Origin of the sequence: Grimontia sp. NTOU-MAR1 (genome assembly GCF_035758505.1) — a bacterium.
GTDB lineage: Bacteria > Pseudomonadota > Gammaproteobacteria > Enterobacterales > Vibrionaceae > Enterovibrio > Enterovibrio marinus.
This window is the reverse complement of the sequence record NZ_CP142109.1, coordinates 970699-988598: the sequence shown is the minus strand read 5'-3', so window position 1 is coordinate 988598 and position 17900 is coordinate 970699. Positions and strand designations below refer to the sequence as shown.

Below are 17900 nucleotides of genomic sequence, written 5' to 3'. Positions count from 1 at the left end.
TTATTTATTCATGTTACACATTATTGATCATTTGCATTTATTGTGTATCATAAAATTTAACCATTCATAAACATTTTTATTAAACCTCGACAACAAATGCCCGCTTTCGCAGGGATTGATTTGGGTCGAAAGGGAATGCGAACACGTAGAAGGACACGTGACATGAAGGCAAAAAGTTTTGTTTACGGCGCATGGCATGAAGGATCAGCAGACGGGGTTTCTGTTGCCAATGCCATCACGGGAGAACCGATTTGTTCTGTCAACTCTGACGGTATCGATTTTGCAGAAGTGGTGCGATTTGGCCGTGAAGTGGGTGGCCCAGCGCTGCGTGCGATGACCATTCATGAGCGAGCAGAAATGCTAAAAGCCCTGGGTCTGAAGTTGTTGGATAACAAAAAGCGCTTTTACGATATCTCTCAATGGACAGGCGCAACCAAAGCCGATAGCTGGGTTGATATTGAAGGTGGCCTTGGCACCATGCTGAGCTACTCAAGTATTGCCCGCCGCGAACTGGGCAATGAGCCTTTCATCGTTGAGGACAAAGCCCAGCCACTTTCTGCAGATGGTTCATTTATCGGCCGGCACATACTCACACCAAAACCCGGCGTTTCAGTTCATATCAATGCCTTTAACTTCCCTTGCTGGGGCATGCTGGAAAAAATTGCGCCGAGCTTAATCGCGGGCGTGCCCGTGATTGTTAAACCCGCCACGCAATCGGCTTACCTGACGCAAGCGATGGTCGAGGACATGGTCGAAAGTGGCCTTCTTCCTGACGGCTCCCTGCAGCTTATTTGCGGAAGCGTGGGCGATCTATTGGATCAATTAGGCGAACAGGATAGCGTCACTTTTACTGGCTCGGCATCTACCGGTCAAAAACTCAAAGTACATCCAAATATTGTTGCCCACAGCATTCCATTCAACATGGAAGCAGATTCGCTGAACTGCAGCATTCTTGGTGAAACGGTCAATGAAGACGATCCTGAGTTCGATCTTTTTATCAAAGAAGTCGCAAGGGAAATGACGGTTAAAGCGGGCCAGAAATGTACTGCCATCCGGCGTGCACTGGTGCCACGCGTCAAAGTCGAGGCGGTAAGCGAAGCCCTAAAAGCACGGCTTGCCCGCGTGGCGATGGGCGACCCTTCTATTGAAGGCGTCAAAATGGGGCCATTGATTGGTAAAGGCCAGCGGGACGATGTGGCCGGTCAGGTCAGCACGCTTTGCGAGCAAAGTGATGTGCTGCTGGGTGGTAACGACGCGGCAATGGAACTTATCGGTGACCACTGTTCTCAAGACGCTTTCTATCCGCCGACCGTGCTGCTATCCAAAGCACCAACCGAAGAGGGTTATGTCCACAGCGTTGAAGCATTTGGTCCGGTTTGTACGCTATTGCCTTATGACGACGTGTCCCAAGCGGTTGCTATTGCTTCACTGGGTAAAGGCAGTCTGGTGGGTTCTGTCGTGACTAACGATGCGTCAGAAGCGTCAGAGCTTGTGCTGCAAGCGGCCGCTTACCATGGCCGTATGCTGATCCTGAACCGTGACAATGCCAAATCCTCTACCGGACATGGTTCCCCACTCGCACCTCTGGTTCACGGTGGCCCCGGACGTGCCGGTGGCGGTGAAGAGCTGGGTGGCGTCCGTGCCATCAAACACTACATGCAACGCACGGCTTTGCAGGGTTCACCCACCATGCTGACCGCCATTACCCGTGAATACACGTCAGGCGCTGAGAAAATCCGAACGCCAGTACACCCTTTCCGAAAGTACTTTGATGAGCTTCAAATTGGTGAAAGTCTGACCACGCACAGACGCACAGTCACTGAAGCTGACATCGTGAATTTTGGTTGTCTGTCTGGCGATCATTTCTATGCTCACTTCGATGAAATTGCCGCGCAAGACTCTCTCTTTGGTCAGCGCGTGGCTCATGGTTACTTCGTGCTTTCAGCAGCCGCAGGCTTGTTTGTCGATCCCGCACCAGGCCCGGTACTTGCCAACTACGGCCTAGAGAATCTGCGTTTTATCGCTCCGGTCGCGATTGGAGACACCATTCAAGCGGACATTACCGTGAAGCAGAAGATCAAGAAAACCCGCCGCCCGGATGAGGAACGGGCAACGGGCGTGGTGGTGTGGGACGTATTGGTGCGCAATCAGAATGACGAAACCGTCGCAGTGTACGACATCATGACTCTGGTCGAGCGTCAGGAGGACTGAGTGATGGAAGAGACAAACAGCTTCATCACCGTAATTTTCACCGTCCATAATGGCGTCGCGACTCTGGTGCTGAACCGACCGGATTCGCTCAATAGCTTCAATGCACAAATGCATGAAGAAGTGAAAGCCACCATCCGTGAAGTGCGTGAAAACAGCGAGATCCGCTGTTTGCTCATCACGGGCAATGGTCGGGGCTTTTGTGCCGGACAAGATCTGAATGATCGCGCCGTGAATGACGCCAGCGCCCGCGTTGATTTGGGCGAATCTGTCGAGCGTAATTACAACCCTTTGATTCGCGCCATCAGCACGCTCAATGTTCCCGTAATCTGCGCCGTTAACGGTGTCGCTGCTGGTGCTGGTGCCAATATCGCCATGGCGTGTGACATTGTCTTCGCTGCCCGCTCTGCGAGCTTCATTCAGTCTTTCGCCAAAATCGGACTGATCCCGGATTCCGGCGGTACTTGGAACCTTACGCGCGCACTTGGCCTGCCCAGAGCTAAAGCCCTGGCGTTGCTGGGTGAAAAGCTTCCGGCAGAGCAAGCCGAGGCTTGGGGAATGATTTGGCGATGTGTTGACGATGAAGCCTTGATGGAAGAGGCCAATGCGGTAGCAGAAAAACTCGCCAGCCAGCCGACCCTTGCTCTCGCCAATATCAAGCGCCTGCTGAACGCATCGTTTGCCAACACGCTCGACCACCAGCTTGAGCTGGAAAAGGAAACCATGCGCAACCTCGGCTACTCCCAGGATTACGCCGAAGGCGTGGCTTCGTTTCTTGAAAAGCGTGCGCCGCAGTTTAAGGGGGAATGAACATGGATGAGGACCAATTGGCGCAAGCCTGCGCGCAGCACATGTTCAGTCATGACACCGTCTCCCGCAATATGGGCATGGAAATCGTGCACATGGCCTCTCGGCAGAGTGAAGTCACCATGCGTGTCACCGAGGAGATGCTAAACGGTCACCAAACCTGTCATGGCGGCCAGATTTTCAGCCTGGCGGATTCGGCATTTGCTTTTGCCTGCAATTCAGAAAACGAATCTGCCGTGGCCTCTGCCTGCTCTATCGATTTTCTGCGCCCCGCTAAAGAAAACGATGTACTCACTGCACAGGCGCATGTCATGCATCAAGGTAGAAGAGCAGGCATCTACATCGTCAATATTACTAACCAGAACCAGGAGCTTGTCGCCATTTTCAAGGGCAACTCAGCACGCCTGAACCAAGCCGTACTCCCACCAGATCAAAGGAGTGATTCATGAAGCATGCTTATATCTGCGATGGCATTCGCACCGCATTTGGCCGCTACGGCGGCACGCTCTCCGCTGTGAGAGCCGATGACCTGGGCGCAGTACCTATTCGCGCTCTCATGGAGCGTAACCCGCAGCTTGATTGGTCCCAGATCGAAGAAGTCTTCTATGGCTGTGCCAATCAGGCCGGTGAAGATAACCGCAATGTGGGCCGTATGAGTGCCCTTCTGGCAGGCATGCCAGATTCTGTCCCCGCCACCACCATCAACCGACTTTGCGGTTCAGGTATGGACGCCGTCGGCACAGCAGCCCGCGCCATTGACTGTGGCGAGATTGAGCTGGCGATTGCCGGCGGCGTAGAATCTATGTCCCGTGCTCCCTTTGTGATGGGCAAAGCGCAGACCGCTTTTTCCCGTCAGGCAGAAATCTTCGATACCACCATTGGATGGCGCTTTATCAACGACAAGATGAAGAAGCAATATGGCGTCGATTCCATGCCAGAAACGGCAGAAAACGTCGCGGAAGATTTTAAGGTTAACCGCCAAGATCAAGATGCCTTTGCCCTTCGAAGCCAACAACGTGCCGCCAAAGCACAGGAAACGGGTGTATTCGACGCTGAAATCACACCCGTGATGATCCCACGCCGTAAGCAAGAACCGCTTTGTTTCGAGAAAGACGAACACCTTCGCGCTACCACTGCTGAAGCACTGGCGGGATTGCCCACGCCTTTTCGTGAATTTGGCAGCGTCACCGCTGGCAACGCATCAGGTGTGAACGATGGTGCGGTAGCACTGTTGCTCGCATCAGAAAGTGCCATTGAGAAACATGGTCTCAAACCCCGAGCCCGCATTCTTGCTATGGCAACCGCTGGCGTACCACCTCGCATCATGGGTTTTGGCCCCTCTCCAGCAGCCAAGAAAGTGCTGAAACTGGCGGGTCTGACCCTCGATGATATCGACACCATCGAGCTCAACGAGGCGTTTGCCGCGCAGGCGTTAGCGGTAACCCGCGACCTTGGCCTGCCGGATGATTCACAGAAAGTGAACCCCAATGGCGGTGCTATCGCGTTGGGTCATCCTTTGGGTGCCAGTGGTGCACGACTTGTGCTTACCGCCCTGAACCAACTTGAACGCACGCAAGGCCGATATGCCCTTTGCACCATGTGCATTGGTGTCGGTCAGGGCATCGCCCTCGTGATTGAGCGTGTTTGATTTTCTGCACCTGAAAACGGAGCAATGACAATGAAAAAACTAAGACAGGAAGCCCAGGAAAAAGCGCTGCTGGAAGCCTTTCAGCAGAAGATTGACCGTGAAGAAAAGATCGAACCAAAAGATTGGATGCCGGAGGCCTATCGACAGAGCCTGATCCGTCAAATCTCGCAACATGCGCATTCTGAAGTGATCGGTGAGCAACCGGAAGGCAACTGGATTACCCGCGCGCCGTCGCTGCGCCGTAAAGCCGTGCTGCTCGCCAAAGTACAAGATGAAGCAGGTCACGGCTTATATCTCTACAGCTCTGCTGAAACACTCGGAATCAGCCGCGCAGAAATGATCGAAGCACTGCAAACCGGAAAAGCGAAATATGCCTCTATCTTCAATTATCCCACCCAGACCTGGGGCGATATTGGCGCTATTGGCTGGCTGGTTGATGGCGCGGCTATCTGTAATCAGGTTTCCTTACAGCGCACCTCATACGGCCCATACTCACGCGCCATGATCCGCATCTGTAAGGAAGAAAGTTTCCACCAGCGTCAGGGCTATCAAATCATGCTGGCTCTCTCCAATGGAAGCGAAGCGCAGCGCCAGATGGCACAAGATTCACTCAATCGTTTTTACTGGCCATCACTCATGATGTTCGGCCCGCATGATGCGGAATCCGCGCACTCAGCACGTTCTATGCAGTGGAAAATCAAACGCGAAACCAATGATAGCCTTCGTCAGAAATTCATTGACCAGACCGTGCAGCAAATTGAGTTTCTTGGGTTGGAGCACCCAGACAAAGCCATTAAATGGAACGAAGAACGCGGCCATTACGACAGCGGCGAAATCGATTGGGAAGAGTTCTACAACGTGATTAATGGCAACGGACACTGCAACCGCCAGCGTATTCAGCACCATGTGAACGCTCACGAAGAAGGTGCCTGGGTGCGTGACGCGCAGAATGCACACTCTGAGAAAGTTAAGCAACGCCAACAACATGCAGTGGCTTAAGGAGAAGCGCAATGACTCTGGAAAATCTCGAACTGTTTGAAGTCTTTGTTCGTGGCAAGCGCGGCCTTGACCATAAACACGTAGGCAGTCTCCACGCGGAAGATGCCGCCCACGCTCTGCAATATGCACGAGACTGTTACACGCGCCGAAGTGAAGGTGTGAGCATATGGGTGGTTCGCTCGGCCGATATTTCTGCTTCACAGGAAGATGATAACGACGCTTTCTTCGACCCGTCGGACGACAAACCGTACCGCCATGCCACCTATTACCCACTTCCGAAAGAAGTCGGCAACATGTAAGGAGGTATGGAAATGGAACAACAACAAGATTTGCTCCGCTACGTGCTGAGCCTTGGCGATGACGCATTAACGCTCGGGCACCGTTTGTCCGAGTGGGCGAGCAATGGGCCTTTTCTGGAAGAAGACATTGCACTGGGTAATGTTGCGCTCGACTACATTGGCCGGGCCCGCATGTTTTATGGCTATGCCTCAGAACTGACCAACGGTGAGAAAAGCGAAGATGATTTTGCCTTTCTTCGGGGAGAGCGGGATTACATCAATCACCTCATCAATGAGCTTCCCCGCGGGGATTTTGCGTTCACCATGGCAAGGCAACTTATCGTCGACATCTACAGCCAATTGTTTATGACCCAGTTGTTGGAGTCTAAAGACTCAGTGTTGTCAGCGATTGCCCATAAGTCGATTAAAGAAACCCGTTATCACCTGATGCGCAGCAAGGATTGGACCATCAAACTGGGGGACGGTACAGAAGAGAGCCACCAGCGCATGCAGACCGCCTTCAACGATTTATGGGGTTACATACCAGAGATATTTGAACCGGATGACACAGAACAGCGATTGATTGCAGTAGGAATAGCCGTGGATACTTCCACCCTCAAAGCCAACTTTGACGCCCAGTTAAGCCGCGTATTGGAGGAAGCCACGCTTGAGGTTCCAGCTGATGAATGGGCAGTGCGCGGAGGCCGAAAAGGCTATCACACGGAACATCTCGGTCATTTGTTAGGCGTGATGCAAAGCGTACACCGCGCTTACCCTGGTTGTGAGTGGTGAGTATGGAAACCATCCCAGTAACACCACATGCCCGGTTTGAGCGAGTGAAGATGCGGGCAGAATCTCCGCTGCCAGACGTTTGGCAGTTGCTGGACGAAATCGCTGACCCCGAAATCCCGGTGCTTTCTATTTGGGATATCGGGATCCTGCGTAATGTCAGCGAGCAGGACGGGAAGCTCCTTGTCACCATCACTCCCACGTATTCCGGCTGTCCGGCGGTGGAGGCAATCAAGGAAGATATCCTGGCCCTCCTGTCTGAAGCGGGTTATCGCAGCGTAGAAGTCAAAACCGAGCTTTTCCCACCTTGGTCGACCGACGACATGTCAGAGTCTGGCCAACGAAAGCTAAGGGAATATGGTATTGCACCGCCCTCAGATGCACCTGATAGTTGCCTTCGCCTGACGCCCGAGCAAGGAGTGCGCTGCCCTCACTGCGGTTCATCAAACACAACAAGGATCAGCGAATTCGGCTCAACAGCCTGTAAAGCGCTATTCCGTTGCGAGAGCTGTCATGAGTCTTTCGATTTCTTTAAATGCTTGTAGTAAAGGGAATTGACCATGAGTGAAACCAATTTCTATTCATTAAAAATAAAACAAACACAGCCCCAAACTGATTCTGCTTTGTGCGTAACTTTTGATATTCCTGACACGCTTAAAGAGACATTCCAATTTGTTCAAGGGCAGTTTCTGACATTGCGCGCCAACATAGATGGGGAAGAAGTACGACGTGCTTACTCGATTTGCTCCGGTGCGGATGAGGGCGTGTTGCAAGTCGCGATCAAACGTGTGGATGGCGGTAAGTTTTCCAACTTCGCCAATGATACGTTTGAGGCAGGTCTTACGGTTGATGTTATGCCGCCACAAGGCAGCTTTTACACAGAGCTGAATGCATCTAACCAGCATCACTACATGTGTATCGCCGTTGGCAGCGGGATTACGCCGATTTTGTCGATCATCAAAACCGTACTTTCTCAGGAACCCAATAGTCGTATTACCCTGATATACGGCAATCGTCAGAGCAACACCATGATGTTCGCTGACACCCTAGGTTATCTGAAAAATCGCTACATGACCCGATTCAGTTGGATAAACATCATGAGCCAGGAAGATCAGGGGTCAGACCTGTTATCCGGCCATATTGACGTGAAGAAAGGTACCGCACTGCAAAAGCATCGCCTGATTGATGTCAATAGCACCGACCATGCCTTTATCTGTGGCCCTGAATCCATGATGGCGGAGGTCTCCAGAGGGTTCCGTATTGAGGGGCTTTCTGATGACCAAATTCACTATGAGCTTTTCTCCTCATCGTCTGAAGATGCGCAAGTTGCACTGGAAAAAGCCAAACAGCGTGTCGCCAACTATGGCGAGGAAAAAATGAGCAAAGTGACCGTCACCGCTGATGGGCGCTCTATCACCTTCAAGCTGGCGACTGTGGGTGAAAACATTCTCGATGCAGGCATCGAGAATGGCATGTCACTCCCCTATTCATGCAAAGGCGGTGTTTGCTCCACCTGTAAAGCCAAGCTGGTGAAAGGAGAAGTCGAGATGGATATCAGCCACGGCCTTGAACAACACGAGATCGATGCAGGTTACATCCTGACTTGTCAGGCGCACCCTCTTACAGATGATGTGACCGTTGACTTCGATCAGCGATGATTTCGACCAAGGATAGGAAAAATTATGCTTCTTTCTGACACCGTGAGTCTTCTCATTGAGGATGGGGTTGGGGTAATCCGGGTAAACAACCCACCGGTAAATGCCCTCTCCCATTCAGTACGGTCTGGCATTTTGGCCGGACTGGAACAGGCAAATACCAATCCAGACATTGCCGCCATTGTGATTGGCTGTGACGGCAATACTTTTGTTGCCGGCGCTGATATCAAAGAGTTCGGCCAAGTGCCCAAAACACCTCACCTTCCTGATGTGTTGCAGGCGATTCGAAACAGCGTGAAACCTGTGACGGCTGCACTTCATGGCACCGTGCTTGGCGGTGGTTTCGAATTGGCGCTGTCCTGCCACTACCGGGTTGCCATGATAGGCACAAAGGTTGGCTTGCCCGAAGTGAACCTCGGCCTTATTCCGGGTGCCAGCGGCACTCAGCTTTTACCCCGTTATGTAGGTGTAGAGAAGGCCCTTTCCATGATCACATCCGGTAAAATGGTATCGACAGATTCCTTAACGGATCTTATCGATATGAAGGTCGATGACGGCAGTTTAGGACAAGCATCTTCACCGCTACCCGAGCACGCCTCTCTGGTTAACCAAGCGTCGATTCTTTTCTCCCAAAGCACAGCTAACGATGTCTTTGTTGCTCCGGACAAGCGGGATATTCCGGATTCTTTCGAAGAGAATATCTTCGAAAGCTGGCGTAAAAAGCTCGCCAAAAAGGCCAAAGGTCAGCTCGCTCCTCAAAGAGCCATTGATGCCATTGATGCCGCGACTAAGCTCCCCTTTGACGAAGCCTTGGCCCTGGAAAGAACCCTGTTTCTGGCCTGCCGGGATTCCGAACAATCCAGTGCCATGCGCTATGCCTTTTTTGCTGAAAAACAGGCAGCTTCCGGCTATGCCAAATCGACGTCTGACGACGATATTGAATCGGTCGCCGTCATTGGTGCAGGCACAATGGGCGCCGGTATTGCCATCGCTTTTGCAAATAGTGGTTACAGCGTCACTTTAGTGGAAACCAATGAAGATCTGTGCGTCTTGGGTTTAGAGCGAATTCGTCACCAATATCAGAAAATGTATGATCAAGGCCGGGTATCAGAAGCGCAAAAAGAACATGCTCTCTCGCTGATTTCTGGCACCAGTGATTATGGCAACCTTGCCAATATTGATTTGGTGGTCGAAGCAGCATTTGAAAAAATGTCGGTGAAGAAGATCATTTTCTCTTCTTTAGATGCAGTCTGTAAGCCGTCGACCATCTTCGCGACCAATACTTCCTATCTGGACATTGACGAGATAGCCACCTCTACCACCCGACCCGAGCAAGTCATCGGCATGCACTTTTTCAGCCCCGCTAACGTGATGAAACTGGTTGAGGTGGTCAAAACCCGTTCGACATCCGAACAAGCTGTCAGTGCAGTCATGAAGACCGCCAAGCGATTGGGCAAAGTACCGGTTTGTGTTGGGGTTGGCTTTGGATTTGTTGGCAACCGGATGTATGCCGCTTACGGCCGGGAAGCCAATATGCTATTGCTGGAAGGTGCAAGCCCGGAACAAATAGATTCGGCGATGGAATCGTGGGGCATGGCGATGGGACCGTTGGCCGTGAACGATATGTCCGGTATCGATATCGCCTACAAAGCGCGCCGCGAGTACCCACCGATTTACGATGATCCCGCCTACTTTCTCGCAGCCGACACCATGGTTGAACATGGACGACTCGGCCGAAAAACGGGTGTGGGCTTTTACCGTTATGAAAATGGAAAGAAAGCCAATGACCCAACGACAATGGCACTGATTGCTATTGAAGCAGAACGTTTAGGCATTGAAGCCCGAAGAATCAGTGATGAGGAAATTCAGAACAGACTGGTGCTTGCATTGGTCAACGAAGGAGCAAATTTATTAGAAAAAGGAATTGCCAGAAACAGTGAAGATATAGATACCATTTGGCTAAATGGCTACGGATTTCCCCGTTTTCGAGGTGGTCCAATGTATTACGCTAAAGCAGCAGGAATAAGTAACACGATTGAAAGTATCAATTATCTTTACCGTGAAACAAATAAAGCATGGTGGCAACCCTCTGAGAAATTAGAAACTATTTAAATTCATCTTACGCACTAACAACTCCATTTTCCCCGCATTAATTTGCGGGCTTTTTTATGCCTAAAAAAAGACCTTAACTAATGTTAAGGCCAAATACTAGGAGTGTATTAACGTACCAAGTGCTAAGGATTAATCAGTAAAAGCTTTCCTATATTTTAAAACGGAAGGCTTAGAAATAAGCAACCGCATTGAGCAGTGCGATAAATTGATCGTCTGATGTACCACCAGCAAACAGCCCCGCACCATTGCCTTTATAGGTGTCATAGCGAAGTTCAGGACGGATCTTGAAGTGTTGATTCACACTCCAGTCGAGATTTGTCGTCACGGAGTAAACGTCACCACCTGTTGCACCGACTGAACTCCACAGGACATTCGCTGCATTCTCATCATCAAACCATTCGGCACGGGCTCCGAAGAAGAGGTTATCGTCCAGTTTATATCTCGCGCCCAGATTCAACCCCATCCAGTCACTGTCTTTTGTGATAAATACAGGTGCCGCTGCTACATCGCCACCTTCCTGAAAGCCATAAACAAACTCTGCGGCCAACTGGAGGTCTGGATTGACAGTTTGGATCAGCGTGGTAGAAGAGTGAAAACGGTCGAGCTTCTCATCGGTAGAGCTAACAGCAATGTAGGGTGAACCGCCTTTGGCAGCGCCAAATGCATCGCCTTCGCCATCACCGTAGATAAACTCGAAATCTAACCAGGTTGCTAAATCCGGGCTACGCCAGCGCGCTGCACCGATAAAGGTTGGACGCTTTTCATCCCAGTTATTCCAGCCCGCCACCAGACCGGCATCAAAGCTCAAAAGCCCAAAGTCTTCATCCGTCGGTACTTTGATGCTGGCAAGCGCACCAACGTGTTTTGAAGGGCCATGTTGCGTGGCGTAAGTGTGCGTGACAAACCAGTTAGGCGGCGTAAAAGGAGCACCGACTTCATTGCCGATGAAAGTGAAGAAGCTACCTACCATCAATGTCATACCATCTAATACTGGCAGGTACGCATCAATGTAAAACTGCGGAATGGCGAGTTTGTTGTCGTCATCGTTATCGAAGGTGTAGTCGTCAATGCCTGCAGTACGGAAAAACTGAATATCCTGGCCGTACATAGCTGTCACGTTGAAATCAATACGCGCTTCACCAACCGGACCTGGGAATGGTCCTACCCGACTCAAGACGTTCTGAGCCGGTGCAAAAGCACCAGTCGGCAAACAACCCATGCCCTTACACAACATTAAGCCGATTTGGTTTAGGCCTACACCGTCTTTCTGGTTTAAAAAGGCACCGTTGCTGATATTGCCATCGCCAATCGTGTCTGAAGCATGAAGTGCCGTCGCTTCTGCCCAGCCCGCGACAGTAATTTCATATTCATCTAGCGCGTTGTTTGTCGCTGCACGAAACAGCGAGCCTCCTGCAGGTTCAGCATTCGCTAATCCCACTGTAGGTACCATTAATGCCAAAGAGACTGAAAGTCCCAATATATTCCTTGTTAATCTCATACTGCTTTCCTTTGATGGTTTAATTATCACATCTAGCGGTGATAATTTTCCTTGATTTTTAAATTCATTTATTAGCCAACTAAAAGAACAAATAGACGAAACCAGTCCCCGTAAAAACGGAGATTCATGGGATTTTTTATTGTTTAAATAGAGTGGACACTGGAGCCTAGTTGGACAATCCTCAAAATTAAGGAGAATTGTCCAACTTATACATCTATGACAATTTAACGCCTGCTAATAAACCGGTTCCTTCAGTACAATTAATATATTCCCCATACTGAGAGCCAGCTGGTAATACAGATACTTCGTGCCAAAGTTGTAGCTGAAGATCAGGTCCATACTTGGGTGCAATTTCAAGGAAAGTATTAAATATCGCCACATGAGTAGGATGGCTTTCAGACCATGCCTCTAAGTCTGACATCGTGCGGAAGAAGGCAAGACCAAACGTGCACTCCTGCTTGCCTTTAAAGGGCAAAAACTGCGTCATATAACGGCAGCTATAACAATTGACCTCATCACCTTCATCACGCAGGAAATTCATACCCGCTTTAAGCACTGGTTCAATTTGATTTAGGTACTCTTCCCTTTGGGTTCCTGTAGTGTGACTCCAATCCTGACCAGATCGGATAATGCAAAGGTTCTCATGTGCACGAACCACAACACGATTTCCCTGTTGCTCAATCACTTCCAAAGTCTGATGCGCTTCAAAAGGGTTTTCAGCCGAGAGCGGAATACGATCCCGCATCCCTCCCCAATAGCCATGACGTTCAATAGGGCCTTCGATGTCCTTGCGTATCTGACTAAAGCCATGGTTGTGTACCGGCCCAGAGAACAGGGTCTCAAGACGTTCAAAAGGTACATTGAACACCTCCCTGAAAATCCCAAACCCCCACTTGTCATCCGAATATAGCTCCCAGAATAAGGTCACAACATCGCTGTGCAGCCAATCTGCGCAGGCTTGCGCATCCATCCAATAGATAATCGCAATGGTTTGGCTGAGCCCATCTTTGTCTTCGCAGGTTGCAAAATCGCAAACATCCGCGTTTTTAGCGAGGCCATTCAGTGCACCAACAAACTCGCTGATGTAAGCATCAGATTTGTGCTGACACCCTATAATGCACATGCTGACGTCTTGTTGGTTTTCGGCAAATACCGAACTCCATGCTGGTACGGGTGGCTCCCAATCCGGTGGCATCTTCAGAGGCAGTTTTCTGTTGGTTGTATTATTCGCCATGGTGAGTACTCCTTGTGCTTATGGCTTCAAATTGGTGACATCGGTTGTCTAGGCCTTACCAAGGTTTAAGTCGGTGCAACAATGAAGAACGTTCACTCACAACTTCAACCGCTTCCTCCTGCCCCGTTGTTGCCAGCTCTGACATTGCCGTTTTTGACGCATCAAGGTCTGTTACTTCTACAACTGCACGTCGTTTTTCACGATCTATCAGTAAACGTGTAGCATCTTTCTTCGCATAGTGGCCCGCAGGGTCAGCGACAGCTTTGGCATAAGGGATCATGCTGAGGTCAATATCTGCAATCACTAAGCCCTCTTCCGTCTCTCCAATTTCAGAACCAATAGACTGCCCATCCGGTGCATAGATTTTGGTGTAACCACCACCGATCTGGCACATAGCCTCTTTTTCGGGATCACCCTGGCAAAGCATTTCCTGCTGCGCTTTGCTCACCGTGGCGCATGGCGCAATAACGTAACAGCCACCTTCCACGGCATACATCATGCTGGCTGCGTTGTTCACTACGTCGCCAAGGGCATAGGCCATTCCACGATAGAGGGAAAAATTCGGCCATGCCGCGCAATGGATCTGTTCATTCTGAGCGTACATCGCATACTTAGAGAGTGGCTGAAGATGCTCCCAACAGGAAAGCTGTCCAATGCGGCCAATTGACGTTTCCTTTACTGCCAGGTCGCTACCATCACCTTCACCAAACACAGTGCGTTCTACGTGGGTAGGTTTGAGTTTTCTTCTACGGCTGATAATTTCGCCATCTTCGCCATAGTGCCACTGCGAGATATACAGGCTGCCGCCGTCACGCTCACTCACACCGATTGAAACCTGAATATTGTTTCGACGAGCCGCCTCAGCAATGGCTTTGTCTTCCTCGCTGCCCACTTCAATGCTGCTGTCAAAATAACGCCCTACAAATTGCATCTGCCATGCAACTGGGCCTAACCAGATATGATTGGGATAACCTGGAAGCCAGGTTTCCGGGAAGACCACCAACTTGCACCCTTTGGAAGCGGCTTCATCGATATACGCTTCGGCTCGCTGTATCCCTTCTGCGAGATTTAAAAAAGATGGTGCTGCCTGTACCGCAGCCACTTTAAATACTTCCGACATCGCGCGTTCTCCTTCTTCGCGTGTAGTAATTTGGTTTTGGCCACCCACTCGTAAGTGATGTCTGGCAAATGATGAAAACCAGAGCTTTACGGCGGGCTTCTAAAACACTAAGAGGCGAACGGGAGGATTGCTTGCGTAAGAAGGCGGCCTTAGTTGTCGTAAAAGGCAGCGGTCAAGACGACTCACATTTGAGACAGTGTCAATTTTGCATTTGGTGTTACAACATAAAGGTAGGGTTTAAAAGAGAGCACACGGATGAGTAGTACCGTCAAAAGGTTTACCTATGACACAAGCCATTGCCAACCTGGCGAAAAGTTCGCTTTTTGGCGGGAGTCGGTGTGTGATGCTTATGTCAACTTGGGATGCGAAGCTCTATCTCGAAAAGACTTTAAAGGAAGAATTGAACTCTCCAAACATGACGTTATTGACCTTTCCTTTGTGTCTGGGTCGAAACACAAGGTCATCAGGCGTGCGGAAGACATTGGGCGCACATCAGAAGCCGAATTCCTGTTAAGTATTCAACTTAATAACCGTTCTGTTATCGAACAATGTGGCCGTGCGGCTCCACTATCCCGCTACGATTTTACTCTGTATAGCAGTACAGAAACTTACTCCATTGACCTCGAAGAAGGCTTCAAACAGTTAGTCATCAAGTTTCCAAAGAAGGCACTATTAAGCCGGCTCCCTGACGCCAATATGCTCACGGCAATTCCCGTCAACGGGACATCTCAACTAGGCAGTTTAGTGGCGACGACGGCGTTAAATATTTCTTCGCTTATCGACAGCCAAACCACGGACTGTAAACTCTTGTTGCAAGAGACATTGATAGATTTGATTGCCACGTCATTAGCACCACTCCGAGGCTCTCGTCTCGAGTTGTCTCAGCCAGAGCAGCAACTGCTGATTCGCGCCAAGTCTTATATTCTCGCAAACCTGCAAGATGCCAGCCTTAACCGTGAAGACATTGCGAAAAGCCTGGGGTTGTCAGTACGTCGCCTTAGCGAAGTGTTTACGAAAAATGGAGAAACGGTATGTGGCTTTATCCGAGAAAGCAGAATGCAGAAAATCGCCCGTGATCTAGTGGACGAACGCTTCCAAAAAACGGGGATCAGTGAAATCGCATTCAAATGGGGGCAGAACAACCTTCAACACTTCTCACGCACCTTTCGGGATCAATTCGGTTGTTCACCCAGAGATTACAGACAAAGCAAATTGTAACTATGCGCAACAGCATTCGTGCTTCATTCCCTCTTAAAAAATGTATGCCGCACCCGCGTTACTTGCTCCCTCATCAGGTGTGCTTCCAACGCCAGTGGTACTTGAATCCTCAAAAAATGCGCCCACTGCAAGCATGTCTCCGTCTTTTCCAAGACTCACCGACACACCAAATTTATCTCCAGCGCCCGTATTCGGTGATTTTAAGTATGCTTTTTGCGCCCAAACAGCATTCTCATAACGGTAGATATAGACTGCACCGGAATCTACAGCCCCTTCATCAGGCGTGCTGTTAATACTCAAGGTACCAGAGTCTTCTTCCCGAGCTCCTACTGCAAGTGTGTTACCGCTAGAAGATAAATCAACAGACCAACCGAAATAGTCACCTGCACCGGTATTCGATGCTTTAATGTAGGCATCTTGACCCCAGTTTCCGCCCGAATAGCGGAAGATATAGACCGCGCCTGCGTCTGTCGCACCTTCGTCGGGTACGCTGTCAACACCGATTGTACTCGAGTCTTCATATCTTGAGGACACTGCCATTACATTGCCATCGCCTGACAAGGAGACCGACCAACCGAATAGATCACCAATCCCTGTGTTGGATGCTTTCACATAGGCTTGCTGCGACCAGACACCGCCAGAGTAGCGAAAAACATAGGCAGCCCCAGCGGCACTCAGCAAATCGTTGGGGGTACTGTTAATCCCTGTTGTATCTGAATCCTCCCAAGTAGCCCCCACTGCAAGGGTGTTGCCATCCCCTGACAAAGATACCGAATAGCCAAAATAGTCAGACGCGTCAGGGTTTGAGGCTTTGATGTAAGCTTCCTGCGCCCAGCTGCCTCCGGTAAAACGATAGACATACGTAGCCCCTGAATTATATAACGAATTGTTTTCTGCGTTGTTAACGCCAGTGGCTGACGAGTCTTCCGCATATGCCCCCACCGCAAGGGTGTTGCCATCAGATGAAAGGGTCACAAACCAGCCGAAGTAGTCGCTAGCACCCGGGTTAGAAGCCTTTATGTATGCCTCTTCACTCCAGCTCCCCCCAGCATTACGGAAAATGTAAGCAGCGCCCGATAATGTTGCTGCCTCATTCGGAATACTGTTAACACCACTGGAGGAAGAGTCCTCTGCGTAGGCGCCAACTGCAATTGTATTACCATCTGCTGACAATGCGAGAGCCCAACCAAATCTGTCCCCCTCCTGACTGTTTGACGCTTTCAAATAGGCTTGCTCTGCCCAGTGCCCATCCAAATATCGGAAAACATATACCGCTCCTGCTATTGCTGCCAGATTGTCAGGTGTGCTGTTTATGCCTGACGAGCTAGAGGCTTCTGAATACGCACCCACTGCCAGTGTCGACCCATCAGATGATAGGGCCACAGGCCGACCAAAACTGTCGTCAATATCTGTATTAGATGCTTTGATGTAAGTGATTAACGCGGTAATGTCTGAAGGTGACAAAGATAACTCGTTAGACAGTCTACTCCCAACTTCATTACTGGCTTTTACGAAAAATTCAGAGAGGTGATCTTTGAGAGCGCCAGTGACATTGATAGTTGCCGTTGTTCCGGATACAACCCCCATCGATTCGCAGTTATCAGGTTGCGTTTCGTCTTTTCGACAAACCGTATATCTCGAAGCACCTTCAGCAGCATCCCAAGAGAAAGTAATCGGGCAAGAACCTCCCCCCGAGGAAACAGAAGCAGACAATGACTGAAGGTTAAATGCTGATGGCGGTGACATTGTCGGTGACGTTATCGACTCCGAAGCTCCACTTCCTGAATCGAATACATAGTCTATATTGCAGCCGTTCAGAAAGACTAATGTACTCCACAGAAAAATACCTTTTAAATACTTCATCTCCACCTCCAAACTCACTCCCCATATAAGTATTCAGATGAGCCAACAATCAATGAAAATAAAACCATACAAGAAAGAAAAATACTCATACAATAAATAATTAACTAAAAGGAAAATATTTAACACCTTTATACTAGACTAAATAAAATTAATTTTTTAATTGAAATAAGTTAAAGAAAAAGTTATGACCAATATTCTCTACAAAGATGAAAGACAGATTCAACACAAAAAAATAAAGAACGCGATTCCATTTATAGAAAAAACACAAAAAATAAAAACTTAGATAAAAACATAGATAAAAAACCATTCGTACTTAATCTCACATTGATATTACAGAACGAGAGACTGTATAAAATAAAGACAAATTAAAATAATCAGTAAAAGGTAAGAACGAAGGATGGGTATACTTAGGCGACCTAAGGACACCTGAATTCAGAGGTCATCAATACTTTTAATTAGAGGAAATTTTTA

General features: G+C 49.5%; 15 protein-coding genes. 11 read left to right on the top strand and 4 right to left on the bottom strand.

The window, feature by feature from the left end; all coding sequences use genetic code 11:
- Nucleotides 1-162: 162 nt before the first annotated feature.
- The 10 genes from paaZ to VP504_RS22370 are packed head-to-tail and all read left to right on the top strand — an operon-like array spanning nucleotide 163 to nucleotide 10496.
- Entirely contained in the window at nucleotides 163-2211 is a 2049-nt protein-coding gene (paaZ, locus tag VP504_RS22415; RefSeq protein WP_325894272.1) for a phenylacetic acid degradation bifunctional protein PaaZ, read from the top strand.
- Nucleotides 2212-2214: 3 nt separating this feature from the next.
- Nucleotides 2215-3018, top strand: coding sequence for a 2-(1,2-epoxy-1,2-dihydrophenyl)acetyl-CoA isomerase PaaG (gene paaG, locus VP504_RS22410; RefSeq protein WP_325895424.1), 804 nt, complete (start codon nucleotides 2215-2217; stop codon nucleotides 3016-3018).
- 2 nt (nucleotides 3019-3020) lie between these two features.
- A complete protein-coding gene (gene paaI / locus VP504_RS22405; RefSeq protein WP_325894271.1) occupies nucleotides 3021-3464 on the top strand; it encodes a hydroxyphenylacetyl-CoA thioesterase PaaI in 444 nt (147 codons plus the stop codon).
- A complete protein-coding gene (gene pcaF / locus VP504_RS22400) occupies nucleotides 3461-4663 on the top strand; it encodes a 3-oxoadipyl-CoA thiolase (RefSeq protein ID WP_325894270.1) in 1203 nt (400 codons plus the stop codon). Before paaI ends, pcaF begins: the two co-directional genes overlap by 4 nt.
- A 30-nt stretch (nucleotides 4664-4693) precedes the next feature.
- Nucleotides 4694-5662, top strand: coding sequence for a 1,2-phenylacetyl-CoA epoxidase subunit PaaA (gene paaA, locus VP504_RS22395; RefSeq protein ID WP_325894269.1), 969 nt, complete (start codon nucleotides 4694-4696; stop codon nucleotides 5660-5662).
- Nucleotides 5663-5673: 11 nt separating this feature from the next.
- A complete protein-coding gene (gene paaB, locus VP504_RS22390; RefSeq protein ID WP_251881945.1) occupies nucleotides 5674-5961 on the top strand; it encodes a 1,2-phenylacetyl-CoA epoxidase subunit PaaB in 288 nt (95 codons plus the stop codon).
- Between the two features lie 12 nt (nucleotides 5962-5973).
- Nucleotides 5974-6732 carry a 1,2-phenylacetyl-CoA epoxidase subunit PaaC gene (gene paaC, locus VP504_RS22385; protein WP_325894268.1) on the top strand — a complete coding sequence of 253 codons (759 nt, stop codon included), beginning with the start codon at nucleotides 5974-5976 and terminating at the stop codon, nucleotides 6730-6732.
- A 2-nt stretch (nucleotides 6733-6734) separates the two neighbouring features.
- The gene (gene paaD / locus VP504_RS22380) at nucleotides 6735-7274 is read left to right on the top strand and encodes a 1,2-phenylacetyl-CoA epoxidase subunit PaaD (protein ID WP_325894267.1); all 540 of its coding nucleotides are present in this window, start codon (nucleotides 6735-6737) and stop codon (nucleotides 7272-7274) included.
- A 15-nt stretch (nucleotides 7275-7289) separates the two neighbouring features.
- Complete coding sequence (gene paaE / locus VP504_RS22375; protein WP_325894266.1) at nucleotides 7290-8387, top strand: 1,2-phenylacetyl-CoA epoxidase subunit PaaE; 1098 nt, start codon at nucleotides 7290-7292, stop codon at nucleotides 8385-8387.
- A 24-nt stretch (nucleotides 8388-8411) separates the two neighbouring features.
- Nucleotides 8412-10496: a 3-hydroxyacyl-CoA dehydrogenase NAD-binding domain-containing protein gene (locus tag VP504_RS22370; protein ID WP_325894265.1), complete on the top strand. Its 2085-nt coding sequence runs from the start codon at nucleotides 8412-8414 to the stop codon at nucleotides 10494-10496.
- Nucleotides 10497-10665: 169 nt separating this feature from the next.
- Here VP504_RS22370 and VP504_RS22365 read toward each other — a convergent pair whose 3' ends face one another.
- The 3 genes from VP504_RS22365 to VP504_RS22355 all read right to left on the bottom strand — a co-directional run bounded on the left by VP504_RS22365 (nucleotide 10666) and on the right by VP504_RS22355 (nucleotide 14348).
- Nucleotides 10666-11994 carry an outer membrane beta-barrel protein gene (locus VP504_RS22365; protein ID WP_325894264.1) on the bottom strand — a complete coding sequence of 443 codons (1329 nt, stop codon included), beginning with the start codon at nucleotides 11992-11994 and terminating at the stop codon, nucleotides 10666-10668.
- A 214-nt stretch (nucleotides 11995-12208) separates the two neighbouring features.
- Entirely contained in the window at nucleotides 12209-13228 is a 1020-nt protein-coding gene (locus tag VP504_RS22360) for a phenylacetaldoxime dehydratase family protein (RefSeq protein WP_325894263.1), read from the bottom strand.
- Between the two features lie 55 nt (nucleotides 13229-13283).
- Nucleotides 13284-14348, bottom strand: a complete 1065-nt coding sequence (locus VP504_RS22355) for a carbon-nitrogen hydrolase family protein (protein ID WP_325894262.1) — start codon at nucleotides 14346-14348, stop codon at nucleotides 13284-13286.
- Between the two features lie 255 nt (nucleotides 14349-14603).
- Between VP504_RS22355 and VP504_RS22350 the strand changes: the two genes are divergently transcribed.
- A complete protein-coding gene (locus VP504_RS22350) occupies nucleotides 14604-15566 on the top strand; it encodes a helix-turn-helix domain-containing protein (protein ID WP_325894261.1) in 963 nt (320 codons plus the stop codon).
- 33 nt (nucleotides 15567-15599) lie between these two features.
- On the opposite strand, the gene VP504_RS22345 is transcribed toward VP504_RS22350, so the two are convergent.
- Complete coding sequence (locus VP504_RS22345) at nucleotides 15600-17429, bottom strand: FG-GAP repeat protein (protein WP_325894260.1); 1830 nt, start codon at nucleotides 17427-17429, stop codon at nucleotides 15600-15602.
- Nucleotides 17430-17900: the final 471 nt, after the last annotated feature.